The sequence below is a fragment of the Dyella sp. NPDC103356 genome (assembly GCF_055584465.1).
Map to the genome: position 1 here is coordinate 50,947 of NZ_JBVJLZ010000005.1, position 15,546 is coordinate 66,492.

Annotated in this window: 13 protein-coding genes; all 13 read right to left on the minus strand. The window is 64.0% G+C overall.

From position 1 onward, the window contains the following. Positions 1 to 93 precede the first annotated feature (93 nt). Complete coding sequence (ubiA, locus tag ACZ6WW_RS12805; protein WP_465274541.1) at positions 94 to 987, minus strand: 4-hydroxybenzoate octaprenyltransferase; 894 nt, start codon at positions 985 to 987, stop codon at positions 94 to 96. A gap of 192 nt (positions 988 to 1,179) precedes the next feature. Continuing rightward, a complete protein-coding gene (locus ACZ6WW_RS12810; protein WP_465274542.1) occupies positions 1,180 to 1,653 on the minus strand; it encodes a cupin domain-containing protein in 474 nt (157 codons plus the stop codon). 261 nt (positions 1,654 to 1,914) lie between these two features. Beyond that, positions 1,915 to 2,379 carry a hypothetical protein gene (locus tag ACZ6WW_RS12815; RefSeq protein WP_465274543.1) on the minus strand — a complete coding sequence of 155 codons (465 nt, stop codon included), beginning with the start codon at positions 2,377 to 2,379 and terminating at the stop codon, positions 1,915 to 1,917. Between the two features lie 543 nt (positions 2,380 to 2,922). Then, positions 2,923 to 4,485: a threonine ammonia-lyase, biosynthetic gene (ilvA, locus tag ACZ6WW_RS12820; protein ID WP_465274544.1), complete on the minus strand. Its 1,563-nt coding sequence runs from the start codon at positions 4,483 to 4,485 to the stop codon at positions 2,923 to 2,925. Then, positions 4,482 to 4,730, minus strand: a complete 249-nt coding sequence (ilvN, locus tag ACZ6WW_RS12825; protein ID WP_465274545.1) for an acetolactate synthase small subunit — start codon at positions 4,728 to 4,730, stop codon at positions 4,482 to 4,484. The genes ilvA and ilvN overlap by 4 nt, the downstream gene beginning before the upstream one ends. Positions 4,731 to 4,737: 7 nt before the next feature. Beyond that, the gene (gene ilvB / locus ACZ6WW_RS12830; RefSeq protein ID WP_465274546.1) at positions 4,738 to 6,609 is read right to left on the minus strand and encodes a biosynthetic-type acetolactate synthase large subunit; all 1,872 of its coding nucleotides are present in this window, start codon (positions 6,607 to 6,609) and stop codon (positions 4,738 to 4,740) included. A 206-nt stretch (positions 6,610 to 6,815) separates the two neighbouring features. Next, positions 6,816 to 7,838 (minus strand): ketol-acid reductoisomerase, encoded by a 1,023-nt coding sequence (gene ilvC, locus ACZ6WW_RS12835; protein ID WP_465274547.1) that lies wholly within the window; start codon positions 7,836 to 7,838, stop codon positions 6,816 to 6,818. Continuing rightward, on the minus strand, positions 7,835 to 9,568 hold the full coding sequence (gene ilvD, locus ACZ6WW_RS12840; RefSeq protein WP_465274548.1) for a dihydroxy-acid dehydratase: 1,734 nt from the start codon (positions 9,566 to 9,568) through the stop codon (positions 7,835 to 7,837). Before ilvD ends, ilvC begins: the two co-directional genes overlap by 4 nt. A gap of 138 nt (positions 9,569 to 9,706) precedes the next feature. Then, a complete protein-coding gene (gene leuB / locus ACZ6WW_RS12845; protein ID WP_465274549.1) occupies positions 9,707 to 10,804 on the minus strand; it encodes a 3-isopropylmalate dehydrogenase in 1,098 nt (365 codons plus the stop codon). Further along, complete coding sequence (gene leuD, locus ACZ6WW_RS12850; RefSeq protein ID WP_465274550.1) at positions 10,801 to 11,394, minus strand: 3-isopropylmalate dehydratase small subunit; 594 nt, start codon at positions 11,392 to 11,394, stop codon at positions 10,801 to 10,803. The genes leuB and leuD overlap by 4 nt, the downstream gene beginning before the upstream one ends. 151 nt (positions 11,395 to 11,545) lie before the next feature. Beyond that, positions 11,546 to 12,958 (minus strand): 3-isopropylmalate dehydratase large subunit, encoded by a 1,413-nt coding sequence (leuC, locus tag ACZ6WW_RS12855; RefSeq protein WP_281851426.1) that lies wholly within the window; start codon positions 12,956 to 12,958, stop codon positions 11,546 to 11,548. Further along, entirely contained in the window at positions 12,955 to 13,893 is a 939-nt protein-coding gene (locus ACZ6WW_RS12860) for a branched-chain amino acid transaminase (RefSeq protein WP_465274551.1), read from the minus strand. The genes leuC and ACZ6WW_RS12860 overlap by 4 nt, the downstream gene beginning before the upstream one ends. After that, positions 13,890 to 15,473, minus strand: coding sequence for a 2-isopropylmalate synthase (locus ACZ6WW_RS12865; RefSeq protein ID WP_465274552.1), 1,584 nt, complete (start codon positions 15,471 to 15,473; stop codon positions 13,890 to 13,892). Before ACZ6WW_RS12865 ends, ACZ6WW_RS12860 begins: the two co-directional genes overlap by 4 nt. Positions 15,474 to 15,546 lie beyond the last annotated feature (73 nt).

Consider the following 15,546-nt stretch of genomic DNA (forward strand, 5'->3'; position numbering starts at 1 on the left):
GGTGAAAGGCGCGAGTCGGCGCGGCGATTCGCCGGCCCAGTTATCGCCGATGTTCCCGATCCGGATGTTAAGCGTGGGTTGACGCTATCGTGATCAGCGAAATGCGAGCGCCAGTACGATACCGATCCATAGCACCATGCCTAGCCAGTTGTTGTTGCGAAAGGCGGTCAGGCAGGCCTGGCGATCGCGCGTACGAATCGACCAGAGCTGCCAGGCGAACAGGCCGAGTGCGGCGACCAGCGCCAGCCAGTAGGGCCAGCCGAGGTTCGCGCGTTGGCCGACAAACAGCATGGCCAGCGCAAACGTTCCCATCAGGATGCCCAGGATAGGTAGATCCGCATCGCCGAAAAGGATCGCGGTGGATTTCGCCCCGGCCTTGATGTCCTCGTCGCGATCGACCATGGCGTACTGGGTGTCGTAGATCACCGACCACAGGATGTTGGCGATAAACAACAGCCACCCCAGCGGCGGCACGGTGTTTGAAACAGCCGCGAAGGCCATCGGAATGGACCAGCCGAACGCGGCGCCCAGCACCACCTGCGGCAGATTCGTATAGCGCTTGGTGAAGGGATAGATCGCCGCCAACGCGGCACCGCCGAACGACAGCAGTATCGTGAACTTGTTGGTGAACAGCACCAGCACGAACGCGAACACCAGCAGCGCAGCGAAGACGATCAGCGCTTCGCGCGGTGTCACGCGCCCGCTCGCGATCGGCCTGCCCGCCGTGCGTGCCACCTGGGGATCGAGCTTGCGGTCGGCAAAATCGTTGATCGCGCAACCCGCGGCACGCATCGCGAATACGCCCAGGGTAAAGATCACCAGCAATTTGACCGGCGGGAAATCGCCCGCCGCCAGCCATAGCGCCCACCAGGTCGGCCACAGCAGCAGCAGCGCACCGATCGGCCGATCCATGCGCGTAAGCACCAGATAGTCCAACGCCTTCTCGCGCACCCGCGGCGGCAACTTCTGCAGCAGCCAGTCCAGCACGCGCGTGGCGCGCGTGGAGCTATCGGCCGGGCGTACAGCCGTTTTCTTCGCCGGTGGCGTCCCAACCCGCGCACGTGGTGCGTTAGCAGGGGCCGGGGTACGTCTTGGGCGCTTGCGTGGAGTCGGAGCCATAGAACGGATTTTAGCCTGGGATTCTTTGGCAAGGTGTGACCGATCGGCGTTATAGCCAGATCAGTCGTCGGGCCGGATATGCTCGAAATCTACGATGTCACCGCGATCGCCATAGATATAAAGGCGCTTTTTCACATGCGGGTAATCGCAGATATCCTGTTCCAGGCGTTGCCCAGCCACCAGCATGGTCAGAGGGTCCGAGCCGGTGTTCTTCAGGACATGTGCGACGCCGCCACGCGGAAAGCCCAGGAAATCACCGGGACCGACGGCATGGATCTGCTCGTCGATGAGCGCCTCGCCGGTGCCTGAGAGCACATAGACGAACTCTTCTTCGTAAAGGTGGCGGTGATATTCGCTCGATTCATACCCGGGCATCAGCGTGATCAGATGCACGCCGAGCTGGGTCAGGCCGGTGAGATCGCCGAGCGACTTTCGCAGGCGGATGGCGTTGGGATTGAGCGTGTGCGGCCGGACTTGCGCTTCCATCGCGGCGATGGCATCGGCCTTCAACAACTCGCGTGGTGTGTTCGACATGCTGGACCTGGCGGGAGGCAGGAGTCGAACACATTAGCAGCGTGGGGGCGGTCGCGACTGAAAAGGATTTCTAAAAACCTTTCCTATTCGTCATTCCGGCGAAGGCCGGAATCCACTCCTCAGCGCAGAGGCTTGCCACAGGCTGCCTGACAAGCGGCAACTGAGGAATGGATCCCGGCCTTCGCCAGGATGACGATAAAACTGAGGCTATTCGAGGTCTCCTTCAGGCGCGATGCGACCGAGGCAGCCCCTAAACGCCGATCAGCCCTTCTTGCAGATCGACTTCTTGTCCGGATACGTCTTCACGCACCAGTCTTGCCATTCCTTGCGGTTGGTGGCGCGTGTGGCGGGATCGGAGCCGTTGTAGACGAACTCGAAACTCTTGCCGGTGATCTGGTTCAGCAACGCGGCGACGGCGTCATGCACCACTTCGGGCGAGTACATGCGCTGACCCTGCTCGGTTTTCTTCGAGTCGACGATCACGATGTTCTTCAGCGTCATGTTCTTGTCGCCGAGCGGACGCATGTCGCCCAGGTGGCTGACCAGATAAGGCACGCCGTTTTCGCCGTACGACTCCAGACGCAGGAAGGCATCCGCTTCGGTCTGCGAGCTGGTGGTCTGGTCCACGAGCGTCGATATCTGGCTGGCAAGCGTCGTGCGCTTGGTATTGCCGCAGCCGGCAAGCAATACAGCGGTAACAGACACGAGCAGGACTAGCTTCTTCATGGGTACTCCTTTACGACATGTATGAAAGAACGAAACTGGCGCTGCCAGCCGTGTGCAGCGGCGGGCAGGCATGGAAGGACAAATTGAGAGGGGCGCGGCGATGCGAGACGCCGGCGGAAAAACGTTCTAATAAAGCGCGACGCCGACCGGGGGCCGGTATCGTCGGTTCGCATCCCATCGTTGTTGGCATCTCGTTCCATGACGCTATCCACCCTGATCGCACATAAATCCGATGGGGCGGCGCCAGGCGTCCGCTCGATGAGCCATCAGATTTCCCCTGGCGCGTGCCGATCAAGCTACGGGCACGTCTACATTCGACGCCCGGATAATGCCATGGAATGAGCGGCCATAGGCAAGACCCCGTTCCGCAAATAACCGGCCCGAGCGGCTATCTACCGATCCGGCGCCATGGTGGCGGATCGCCCTTGAGTCGGGAAATGGCTACCAGAATCAGGACAATGGCGTTGTTCAGGCCTTCCAGGGCTCCCGGCAGCTCCAACCCTGGACCGCAGCTTTTTGCGGGGCGCCAGTGGCCAGGGATATTCAATCCTTTAGCAGTAGACGGTATGCCGGATTGGCGGTTTCGTTCTTGTACGGATAGCCGAGCCTGGAAAGGAACTGGGTAAACACCCCGCGCTCCTCCGTCGGCACCTGGATACCCACCAGGATGCGGCCGTAATCGGCACCGTGGTTGCGGTAATGAAACAGGCTGATATTCCAGTCCGGATGCATATGATCGAGAAAGCGGGTGAGTGCACCGGGACGTTCGGGAAAATCGAAGCGGTAGAGCTGTTCGTCGTGGGCCAGCGCGGAACGCCCACCGACCATATGGCGCAGGTGCAGCTTGGCCAGCTCGTCGTCGGTCAGATCGAGGGCGGCAAAGCCTTCGGCCTTGAACGCTTGCAGCAGCGTGGTGTTCTCCGCATGGTTGCGCGTCTGGATGCCGACGAAGATATGCGCATCGGTGGCGTTGCCGATGCGGTAATTGAACTCGGTGATGTTGCGATCGCCCAGCGTTGCGCAGAAGCGGCGAAAGCTGCCGCGCTCCTCGGGAATGGTGACGGCAAAAATGGCCTCATGGCGTTCGCCGACTTCCGCGCGTTCGGCAACGAAACGCAGGCGGTCGAAATTGAGATTGGCGCCGGAAACGATCGCGGCCAGGGTCTCGTTGCGCACCTGCGTACGTGCGACATATTGCTTGAGTCCCGCCAGCGCCAGGGCGCCGGACGGTTCGGGCACGCTACGCGTTTCGTGAAAAATATCGCGGATCGCCGCACATATCGCATCCGTGTCCACGCGCAGGACCTCATCGACATACTTGCTGCACAAGGCGTAGGTCCGTTCGCCAGGCTGCTTTACGGCGGTACCGTCGGCGAACAGCCCGACTTCATCCAGCGCGATGCGTTTTCCCGCCTCCAGCGAGCGTGCCATCGCATCGGCATCGTTGGCCTGCACGCCGATGATGCGTATCTCGGGGCGCAGTGCTTTTACATAGGATGCGATGCCGGCGATCAGACCGCCGCCGCCGATCGGTACGAAGATCGCGTGCAGCGCCTTGGGATGTTGCCGCAGGATCTCCATGCCGATCGTGCCCTGGCCGGCGATCACGTCCAGGTCGTCGAACGGATGGACCAGGGTGAAATCATGCTGGGTCTGCAGTAACGCCGCGTGCGCCTGGGCGTCGCTATAGGAATCGCCGGCCAGCACGACAGTGACCGATGACCCGCCGAAGCGTCGCACCGCGTCGACTTTTACCTGCGGCGCCGTCACCGGCATCACGATGGTCGCGCGTATGCCGAGCCTCGCTGCAGCCAGGGCGACACCCTGCGCGTGATTGCCTGCGGAAGCGGCAATCACGCCGCGTGCCCGTTGAGCATCGTCCAGCGTGGCCATCTTGTTGTAGGCGCCGCGCAGCTTGAACGAGAACACCGGCTGCTGGTCTTCGCGTTTGAGCAGAATATGCTGGCCCAGGCGCGCCGACAGCAGTGGCGCCTGTTCCAGCGCCGTCTCGCGCGCTACGTCGTAGACCTGAGCCGACAGCACGCGGCGCAACAAGTCATGTTGTGCATCGGCGAGATCCACCGTGTCGTCGGCAAGTGCGCTCATGAGTGCAGCAGGGATACCGGGCGGCTGACCTCGATGACATCGACCAGCTTGCGCGTCTGTTCGATGATCTGCTGCACGGTAGCCTCCGCGCCATGCATGACCAGTGTCAGCTGGGACACGCCGGGGTCCTGGGTAATGGCGACTGTCAGCGAATCGATATTGCAGTTGCGCGCAGCAAACAGTCCGGCGACGCGGACCAGCGCACCGGCTTCGTTCTGCAGCAAAATGGAGAGTGTATGTTTCATGGTCGCCTCAGAACATGTCGGTCGTGGAGGCGTGCGCGGCCGCACTGTCGCGCGCGGCGATAAAGTCGCCGGTGATCATCTGCGCATAGCTGGCGCCGGGGCCGACCATCGGATACACACCAGCATCCGGATCGATCAGCACCTCCAGGAAGGCCGGCCCGGGGAAAGCGATGAACTCCGCAACCATGTCGGCCACCTCTTCGGGACGCTCCAGCCGTTTGGCCCATTCGAAGCCATCGGCTTGCGCGGCCTTGATGAAGTCCTTGCGATGCAGGCTCTTGTCGGACGAGGCAAAGCGACCCTTGAAAAACAGCTTCTGCCACTGCCGCACCATGCCATCGCCAAAGTTGTTCAGCACGACGATCTTGACCGGCAGTCCGTAGGTGGTCACGGTTTCCAGCTCGCCGAGATTCATACGGATGCTGGCATCGCCGTCGATATCGATCACGATGCTGTCGCGCCGCGCGAACTGCGCACCGATGGCGGCGGGAAGGCCGAAGCCCATCGTGCCCATCGAGCCGGAGCTGAGCCAGTGACGCGGCTCGCGGAAGTCGAAGTATTGCGCCGACCACATCTGGTGCTGGCCGACGCCGGTACTGATGATGGCGCGGCCTTGCGTATGGCGGTTGATCTCCTCGATCACCGCATAGGGCTGCACGAGGGTACTCTCGCGGTCATAGCCCAAGGCGTGGATCTGTTTCAGTTCGGCGATGTGCGCGTGCCAGGGTGCATAGCGTGTCGTGCTGTCACGATGCAGGCCGTGCTTTTCGCCATAGTCGCAGAGCCGATGCAGCGAGCTGCGCAGATCGCCGATATGTCGCCAGTCGACGGCCTTGACCTTGCCGATCTCGGCCGGGTCGATATCGATCTGTGCAACCGTGCGTGCGCGCGGCGCGAATTGGTCGGGAACGCCAGCGACACGGTCGTCGAAGCGCGCGCCGAGTGCAAAAAGAAAATCGCAGTCCTCCACCGCATAGTTGGCATACGCGGTGCCGTGCATGCCGAGCATGTGCAGGGCCAGCGGCTCGGTGGTGTCGTAAGCGCCCAACGCCATCAAGGTGGTGGTGACGGGAAAGCCAAACGTATCGACGAAACGCTTCAGCGCATCAGCAGCGCCGGAGGCAATCACGCCGCCACCGGCATAGATCAATGGGCGTTTGGCGGTGGACAGCGCCTGGAAGAACGCCGCGCAAGCCTCATCGCTCAAATACGCTTCGTCGATGGCGCGAAGGCGTGCCCGATAACCGGGGATGGGTAAGACGCCATGGCCTGCAAAGGTCAGCGGCGCGTTCTGCACGTCCTTCGGGATATCGACCACCACCGGGCCCGGTCGCCCGCTACGGGCGATCTCGAATGCCGTACGCAGCGTGACTTCCAGCTGCGCCGGATCGGTCAGCAGAAACACGTGCTTGGCGCACGAACTCATGATGTTGCTGATCGGCGCCTCTTGAAAGGCATCGCTGCCGATCGCTGTCGTGGGTACCTGGCCGCTGATCACCACCATCGGGATCGAGTCGGCCATCGAATCGCGTACCGGCGTCACCATATTGGTAGCGCCCGGGCCGGAAGTGACGATCGCCACGCCGACCTTGCCGGACGCGCGTGCGTACCCGGCGGCCATAAAACCCGCACCTTGTTCGTTTGCAGGCACGATCAACGGCATTGGCTCGCCGCCATCAGGTCCGATATGCGTAGCGTTATAGCGGAACACCGCGTCATAGACCGGCAGGATGGCACCGCCGGAATAACCGAATAGAACATGCACGCCTTCGTCGGCCAATACCTGGACCACTACTTCGGCGCCGCTCATGGTTTGCCCGGCGAGCGGGTGCTCGCTCTGCGTGGGTTCCGTTGGCGTGATGTGCAGTGGGGCCTTCATGGATAAACGCGTGTCCTTGGGGTTGTTGGTGAGATTAAGAAAAGTGAGCGTGACGATCTGGAAACCTTCCCTAGCCGTCATCCCGGCGAAGGCCGGGATCCAGCGCCTTTGCCTCAACGTATGAGGAATACGCTGGGTCCCGGCCTTCGCCGGGACGACGATGGGAACTGAGACGATCTATACGTCCGTCGCTCGCTCCTTATCGGCTAGCCTGCTTTCTTCAACGGCTCGGCCGCCGGCTGCGCCGCACCCGCATTCAACCAGGGCATGCGCGCACGCAGCTTGGCGCCGACCTGTTCGATCGGGTGATCCAGATCCGCCTGCTTCAGGCGCTTGTAGTTGGGCAGGCCGGCCTGGTATTCGGCGATCCAGTTGCGCGCGAAGGTGCCGTCCTGGATGTCGGTCAACACGGCCTTCATGCGCTGCTTTGTTTCCTCATCGACCACGCGCGGACCGCTGACGTAATCGCCGTACTGCGCCGTTTCGGAGACGAACTCGAGCATGCGCTTCAGGCCGCCTTCGTAGAACAGGTCGACGATCAGCTTCAGCTCGTGCATCACTTCGTAATACGCGATCTCCGGCTTGTAGCCCGCTTCGACCAGCGTCTCGAAACCCTTGATCACCAGCTCGCTGGCGCCACCGCACAGCACGGCCTGCTCACCGAAAAGATCGGTCTCGGTCTCTTCCTTGAAGTCGGTTTCGATCAGCAGCGCGCGGCCGCCACCGATGCCGGCGGCATACGCCTTGGCCTTGGCTTCGGCCTGGCCGGTGGCGTCCTGCTCGACGGCGAATAGGCAGGGCACGCCGCGGCCGATCTCGTACTCGCGGCGCACCAGCGCGCCCGGGCCTTTCGGCGCCACCAGCACGACGTCGATGTCCTTGCGCGGATCGATCTGCTTGAAATGCACGTTGAAGCCGTGCGCGAACAGCAGCGCCGCGCCGGCCTTGATGTTCGGTGCGATGGCATCGCGATAGATCGCCGGCTGAGTCATGTCTGGCGTCAGCACGGCAACCAGGTCGGCATCGCGCACGGCATCGCCGGGCTCGGCCACGTTGAAGCCTTCGGCGCGAGCGCGCTCCCAGGACGGGCCACCCTTGCGCAAGCCGACGACGACGTCGAGGCCGGAATCGCGCAGGTTCAGCGCATGCGCGCGGCCCTGGCTGCCATAGCCCAGGACAGCGATGCGGGCATTGGCAAGTTGGTCGGTAGTAGCGGCGGGTTGGCTCATGCGATAGCTCCAGTCAGGACAGGGTTGGAAGTGGTGGTGTGGGTGGCAGTTGAAGCAGCAGTGGAATCGTTGGTGTCGTTGTCGAAAGCGCGCGTGACCGCGCCGTCGGAGGCGGAACTGACCAGGCGCGCGTACTTGGCCAGCGCACCGCGCGTGACCTTGGGCGCAGGTGCGCGCCAATGCTTGCGGCGTTCGGCCAGGTCGGCATCGGTCGAGATCTCGCGCGTGCCGGCGTCGATGCGGATGCGGTCGCCTTCCTGCAGCAAGGCAATCGGGCCGCCACGAACGGCTTCCGGTGCGATATGGCCGACCATGTAGCCGTGCGTCGCGCCGGAGAAGCGGCCGTCGGTGATCAGTGCGACATCGTCGCCAAGACCGCGTCCGATCAATGCAGCAGTGACGCCGAGCATCTCGCGCATGCCGGGGCCACCGGCAGGTCCCTCGTTGCGAATCACGATCACATCGCCCTTGACGATGTTGCCGGACTGCACCGCGGCGAAGGCTTGTTCCTCGCTTTCGAACACGCGAGCACGGCCTTCGAAATGACCCGCGCCCTTGCCGGCGAGTTTGAGAATGCAGCCCTCAGGTGCGAGATTGCCGTAGAGGATCGAATAGCCGCCGCGCGGTTTCAGCGGCTGCGTGGTCGGGTGCACGACGTCCTGTGCCTCGGCGCGCGGCGCGGCGCTGGCCTCGTCGAACAGGCTGCGCCCGGTCACGGTGGGCGCATCGTCGAGCATGCCCGCTGCAATCAGTTCTTGGGCTACGCGCGCGCTGCCACCGGCACCGAACAGTTCCACCGCGGTGTAGCGACCGCCGGGCAGCAGATCGGCAATGACCGGGGTGTCCCTGGATGCGGGCTCGAAATCTTCCAGTGTCCACGGCACACCGGCTTCGCGTGCGATCGCCAGCAGATGTAGCACGGCGTTGGTCGAACCCGCCGTCGCCGCGACCATGCGCGCGGCGTTGCGCATCGCCGTGACAGTGATCAGTTCGCGCGGAGTGCGCTGCTCGCGCAGGCATTCCATCGCCAGCTCGCCGCTGCGAAAGGCGGCCTGGGCCTTCGCCGGATGCGTCGCGGGGATATCGTTGAAGCCCATCGGCGACAGACCCAGCGTGGTCAGCACCATCGCCATGGTATTGGCGGTGAACTGGCCACCGCAGGCGCCGGCGCCCGGGCAGGCATCGCGTTCGACCGAGGTCAGTTCGGCATCGTCGATCTTACCGGCGCCGTGTGCGCCGACCGCTTCGAATACCTGCTGGATGGTGATCGGATGATTGTCGTGGGTGCCATGCGCGATGGTGCCGCCGTAAAGCGCGACACCGGGGATGTTCAGACGTGCCAGCGCCATGGCCGCGGCGGGAATGGTCTTGTCGCAACCACACAGCACCACCATCGCGTCGAGACAGTGGCCGTCGACCGCCAGCTCGATCGAATCGGTGATCACCTCACGGCTGATCAGCGAGGCACGCATGCCCAGCGTGCCCATGGCGATGCCGTCGGTCACGGCGATCGTATTGAACTCGATGGGCGTGCCGCCGGCGGCGCGCACACCGGCAGCGGCATGCTCGGCCAGTTCGCGCAGGTTGAGGTTGCAAGGGCTGACGTTGGACCAGGTATGCACGATCGCCACCAGTGGCTTGGCGATGGCTTCGTCGTCCAGCCCGGTGGCGCGCAACATCGCGCGTGCGGGCGCGCGGTCGGGGCCGGTCTTGATGAGATCACTGCGCATGAAAGATTCCGTCGAAGGAAAAAAAGTTGCCGCTGCTACGCGTACGCGTCGAAGGGGTGAGGGGGGACGGCATGTCCTCGGGGCGAGAGAGACATGCCGTTCCGGCCCGCACGCGTAACAGCAGCAAGGAGAGAACCATTAGCCGCAGGCTCGCGCGCCGGAGAAGAACGCCGCCGAATTGCTGGCGTGTTCTTCCAGGGCGGTCAGCACGGCTGCCTGCACTTCAGCGGTGCCGGCGCTGCCGCCGATATCGCGGGTATGCGGACCATCACGCAGTACTTCCTCGATCGCCGCTTCCACTGCGTTGGCTTCCTCTTCCAGCTCCAGCGAGTGACGCAGCAGCAAGGCGACAGACAGAATGGCGCCGGTGGGGTTGGCGACATTCTGCCCAGCGATATCCGGTGCGGAGCCGTGGATCGGCTCGTACAGGCCGTTGAATCCATCGCCCAGCGATGCCGACGGCAGCAGGCCCAGCGAACCGGCCAGCGCGGCCGCTTCGTCGGTGAGGATGTCGCCGAACAGGTTTTCGGTGACGACGACGTCGTAGCGGCCGGGCTGGGTCAGCAACAGCATGGCCATCGAATCGACCAGCTGATGTTCCAGCTTCACGTCCGGATACTCGGCCGCGATGCGCTGCACGGTGCTGCGCCACAACCGCGAGGTTTCCAGCACGTTGGCCTTGTCCACCGAGGTGACGTGGCGGCGGCGCTGGCGTGCCAGATCGAACGCGCGGCGCGTGACGCGCTCGATTTCGGCGACGGTGTACTTGCACTCGTCGGTGGCCGTGTCGGCGGTACGCGTCTTCGCGCCGAAATAGGCGCCGCCGGTGAGTTCGCGCACGAACAGCACATCGACATGCTTGAGCTTTTCTTCTTTCAGCGGCGATAGCCTGGCCAGGGCCGGGTGCACCTGCAGCGGGCGCAGGTTGGCATACACACCTAACGCTGCCCGCAATGCCAGCAAGCCTTGCTCCGGACGAACCGGCGCGTTCGGGTCGGACCACTTCGGGCCGCCGACCGCACCGAGCAGAACCGCGTCGGCTTTCTTGCAGGCTTCCAACGAGGCTTTCGGCAACGGTTCGCCGTGTGCGTCGATGGCGCAGCCGCCGATCGCATGCTCTTCGAAGGTGAATTCATGGCCGAAGTGCTCGGCGACCGCATGCAGCACGGCGACCGCGGCCGCGGTGACTTCGGGACCGACGCCGTCGCCGGGCAGGGTAACGATATGCGCTTTCATGCAGCCTCCTGGCGGGCTTGCGTGGTGTGTTCGTAACGGGTGATGGCGTCGTGGTTCTGCAGCAGGTAGCCGAGCTGGTCGACACCGTTGAGCAGGCAGTGACGGGCGAAAGGTTCTAGCTGAAAGCCGATGCGGCCACCGTCGGGCAGCGCGATGTATTGCTCGCGCACGTCGATAATCAATTCGACGCCTGGGTGCTCCAGCAACCAGCGATGTTCGGCCTCGTCGATGACGATGGCGAGCAAGCCGTTCTTCAGCGCGTTGTTGCGGAAGATGTCTGCGATCTCGCTGCAGATCACCGCGTTGATGCCGTAGTCGAGCAGGGCCCACGGCGCGTGCTCGCGCGAGGAACCGCAGCCGAAGTTGCGTCCGGCGACGATGATCGAGCAGCCCTTGGCTTCGGGGCGATTCAGCGGAAACGCGGGGTTGTCGCTGCCGTCTGCCTGGTAGCGCCAATCGTTGAAACACAGCTTGCCCAGGCCCGCGCGTTCGGTGGTGGTCAGAAAGCGCGCGGGAATGATGCGGTCGGTATCGATGTTTTCATCGGGCAGGACAGCGGTGCGCGAGTGGATGCGGGTAATGGGTTTCATGCGATGGATGCCTCGAACACGGGAGCCGTTGAGGGGAAAGTCGCTGGGTCCCGGCGTTCGCCGGGACGACGGAACGTGGCGAACTGATGTGCCTCAGTCTTCGTCGCCCCGGCGTACGCCGGGGCCCAGTGTCTTTGCTGTGCACGGTTGCTCATGCCGCCACCTCGGTGAGGTACTCACGCGGATCGGCAATGACACCCGCCAACGCCGACGCCGCAGCAGTTGCCGGACTGGCCAGCACGGTGCGTGCCCCCTTGCCCTGGCGACCTTCGAAATTGCGGTTGGACGTGCTGACGACCAGCTGGCCCGGTTGCGCCAGATCGCCATTCATCGCGATGCACATCGAGCAACCGGGGATGCGCCACTCGGCACCGGCTTCGGTAAAGACCTGATGCAGGCCTTCGCGTTCGGCATCGCGGCGTACCGCTTCGGAACCCGGCACAACCAGCATGCGCACGCCATCGGCGACGCGGCGACCACGCAGCACCTGGGCCGCCTCGCGCAGGTCCGACAGGCGCGAGTTGGTGCAGCTACCGACGAAGACCACGTCGACCGGCGTACCGCGCATCGGTTGGCCGGGTTTGCTCTGCATGTAGTCGAGCGCGCGTTTCTCCTGTGCGTTGCGCGCGGCGGGAACCGGCGCATCCATCGCGATCGCCATGCCCGGATGCGTGCCGAACGTGACAGTGGGCCGCACCTTGCTCGCATCGATATGCACTTCGCGGTCGTAGCTGGCGCCATCGTCGGTGCGCAACGCGCGCCATTGCGCGACAGCCGCATCCCAGGCTGCGCCCTGCGGCGCGCGCGGACGGCCCTTTAGCCAGGCGAAGGTGGTTTCGTCCGGCGCAATCAGGCCGGCGCGGGCACCGGCCTCGATCGACATGTTGCATACCGTCATGCGCTCTTCCATCGACAGCGCCTCGATCGCGCCGCCGCGGTACTCGATGACATGCCCGGTGCCGCCATCGACGCCGATCTCGCCGATGATGTGCAGGATCAGATCCTTGGCGCCGACGCCGTGCGGCAAGTTGCCGTCGACATGAATCGCCAGTGTCTTGGCCTTGCGTTGCAACAGGCATTGCGTGGCCATCACGTGGCCAACCTCGGTCGTACCGATACCGAAGGCCAACGCGCCGAAGGCGCCGTGGGTGGAGGTGTGGCTGTCGCCGCAGACGATCGTCATGCCGGGCTGGGTGGCGCCAAGCTCCGGGCCGATCACATGGACGATGCCGCGGTCCTCGCTGTCCCAGCCGTGCAGTTCGACGCCAAACTCGCGGCAGTTTGCTTCAAGCTGCGCGACCTGCGCCTTCGCTTCGGCGTTCGCATAGGGGCGCTCGCCATCGGCGCCGGCAGCCAGCGTTGGCGTGGAGTGATCCAGTGTTGCCAGCATGCGATCGGGACGGCGCAACGACAGGCCACGCTCGCGCAGTTCGGTGAACGCCTGCGGCGAGGTGACTTCGTGCACCAGGTGCAGGTCGATATACAAAATCGCCGGCGTATCGGCGGTTTCGGGCGCGACGACGTGCGCGTCCCATAGTTTCTGGAACAGATTGCGCGGACTCATGCGGCTTCCAGGGTGGCAGTGGTGTGGACAGGGGTGAGCCAACCGCGCGTGTCTTGCGTACGGCCGTCGAACAGGCCGAAGAAGCAGTCGCGCAGGGCTTGCGTGATCGGACCGGGCTTGCCGTTGCCGACCGGCTTGCGGTCGACCGAGCGCACCGGCGTGATCTCGGCGGCCGTGCCGGTGAGAAACATTTCGTCGGCGGAATACAGCGCTTCGCGCGGCATTTCGCGCTCTTCGACCTGGTAGCCCAGATCGGCCGCCAGCTCCATCACCGATTCGCGCGTGATGCCGGCCAGGATGCCGGCGCTGGCCGGCGGCGTGTAGATGCGACCGCGCTTGACCACGAACACGTTCTCGCCGGCACCTTCGCTCAGCAGACCGTTCGCGCCCAGCGCGATGCCTTCGTCATAGCCGCCGCGGCGCGCTTCCAGGCAGATCAACTGGCTGTTGAGGTAATTGCCGCCAGCCTTGGCCCAGCTCGGCACGGTGTTCGGCGAAGGGCGATGCCACGAGGACACGCACACATCGGCACCACGTTCGGCCGCTTCGCCCAGATAGGCACCCCAGTCGAGCGCCATGATCGCCACATCGACCGGCGCGCCTTCCTTGGGCAGTACGCCCAGGCCGCCGGCGCCACGGAACACGATCGGGCGCACATAGGCCGACCTCATGCGGTTGGCGCGAATCAGTTCCAGGCAGGCGTCGTTGATCTCGTCTTCGCTGTAGCCGATATCGATCTCATAGACCTTGGCCGATTCGAACAGACGGCGGGTGTGTTCCTGCAAACGGAAATACGCAGGGCCATCGGGTGTGGCGTAGACACGCTCGCCTTCGAATACCGACGAGCCGTAATGCAGCGCGTGGGTACTGACGTGGACGGTGGCTTCCGTCCAGGGACGAATTTGTCCGTTATGCCACAGAAAAGGCGTACTCATGCCACAGCTCCTTGCACTTTTGGATGGGTCCCCGTGGTCGGGGCCTGGCGCGCGATGCGATTGACGATGACCAGCGCCGCCAGTGCGGTGGCCTCGACGATGTCCGTGCTGATGGCCTGGCCGCGCCACTCGCGGTCCTGGTTGCGCGCGGTCAGTTGCGCCTGGCCTTGTGCGTCGCCGCCTTCGCTGACGCCGCGCACCTGGAAGTTGGTCAGCTCCAACGGCGTGCCGGTGGCGCGTTCGATCGCGCGCAGGACGGCGTCGACCGGGCCGTCGCCGATCGCCGCTTCACCGATCTCGGTGCCGTCTTCGTGAGACAGTCTTACCGATGCGGACGCACTGCCGCCCAGGTGCGAGCTGCTGTTCAACTGCACCAGATGCCACGGGCCGACAGCCTCCGGATCATGACCAAGCGCGATGGCCTCCAGATCGTCGTCGTGGACTTCGCGCTTCTTGTCGGCCAGCGCCTTGAAGCGGGCAAAGATGTTCTCCATCTCCGCGTCGTCGGGCGTGTAGCCCATCGTCTGCAGACGTGAACGCAGCGCATGGCGACCCGAATGCTTGCCTAGCACCAGCTTGGTTTCGGCGATGCCGACATCCTGCGGATGCATGATTTCGTAGGTGCCGCGGTGCTTGAGCATGCCGTGCTGATGGATGCCCGACTCATGCGCGAAGGCATTCTCGCCGACGATCGCCTTGTTGCGCGGCACGTTCTGGCCGGTCAGCAGGCTCAGCAGGCGCGAGGTCGGATACAGCTTGCGCGTGTCGATGCGGGTGTCGACGCCGAAGTGCGGTGCGCGCACCTTCAATGCCATGACGATTTCTTCCATCGCCGCATTGCCGGCGCGTTCGCCGATGCCGTTGATCGTGCATTCGACCTGTCGCGCGCCGGCACTCACTGCGGCCAGGCTGTTGGCCACCGCCATGCCCAGGTCGTTGTGGCAGTGCGAAGAGAAGATCACCTTGTCGGCGCCTTGCACATGGCGTCGCAGATAAGCGAACAGCTCGCCCATCTCGCCGGGCGTGGTGTAGCCGACGGTATCGGGGGCATTCAACGTCGTTGCACCCGCGGCCACGGCCGCGTTGAACACCTCGACTAGAAATTCCGGCTCGGTGCGTAGCGCATCTTCGGCGGAAAACTCCACCTCATGGCACAGCCCGCGCGCCAGCTCGATCGAGCGCACCGCCGTATCGATGACCTGCTGCTTGCTCATACCCAGCTTGTGCTCGCGATGCAGCGGGCTGGTCGAGAGAAACACGTGGATGCGCGAGTGCTGCGCTTTCTCGATGGCGCGAGCGGTGGTCTCGATATCGCCGGGCTGGCAACGCGCCAGACCGCAGACGGTAGCGTTGCGCAGCATGCCGGCGATTTCCGAAACGGCGGCGAAATCATCCGGCGAAGCCTGCGGGAAGCCGGCTTCGATGATGTCCACGCCAAGCGCCTCCAACGCGTGCGCGAGCCGGAGCTTGGCGCGTCGATCCATCGAAAAACCGGGCGCCTGCTCGCCGTCGCGCAGGGTCGTGTCGAAGATGCGTACATGATCTTCGGCGTCGGTACTGGTTTGCTGATCGGGTGTCATGTTGGCTCCGCTTTGGATGCGTCGCCGAGGGCAACAAAAAACCCCGCTCCGTTGCCGGTGCGGGGTTCTTCGG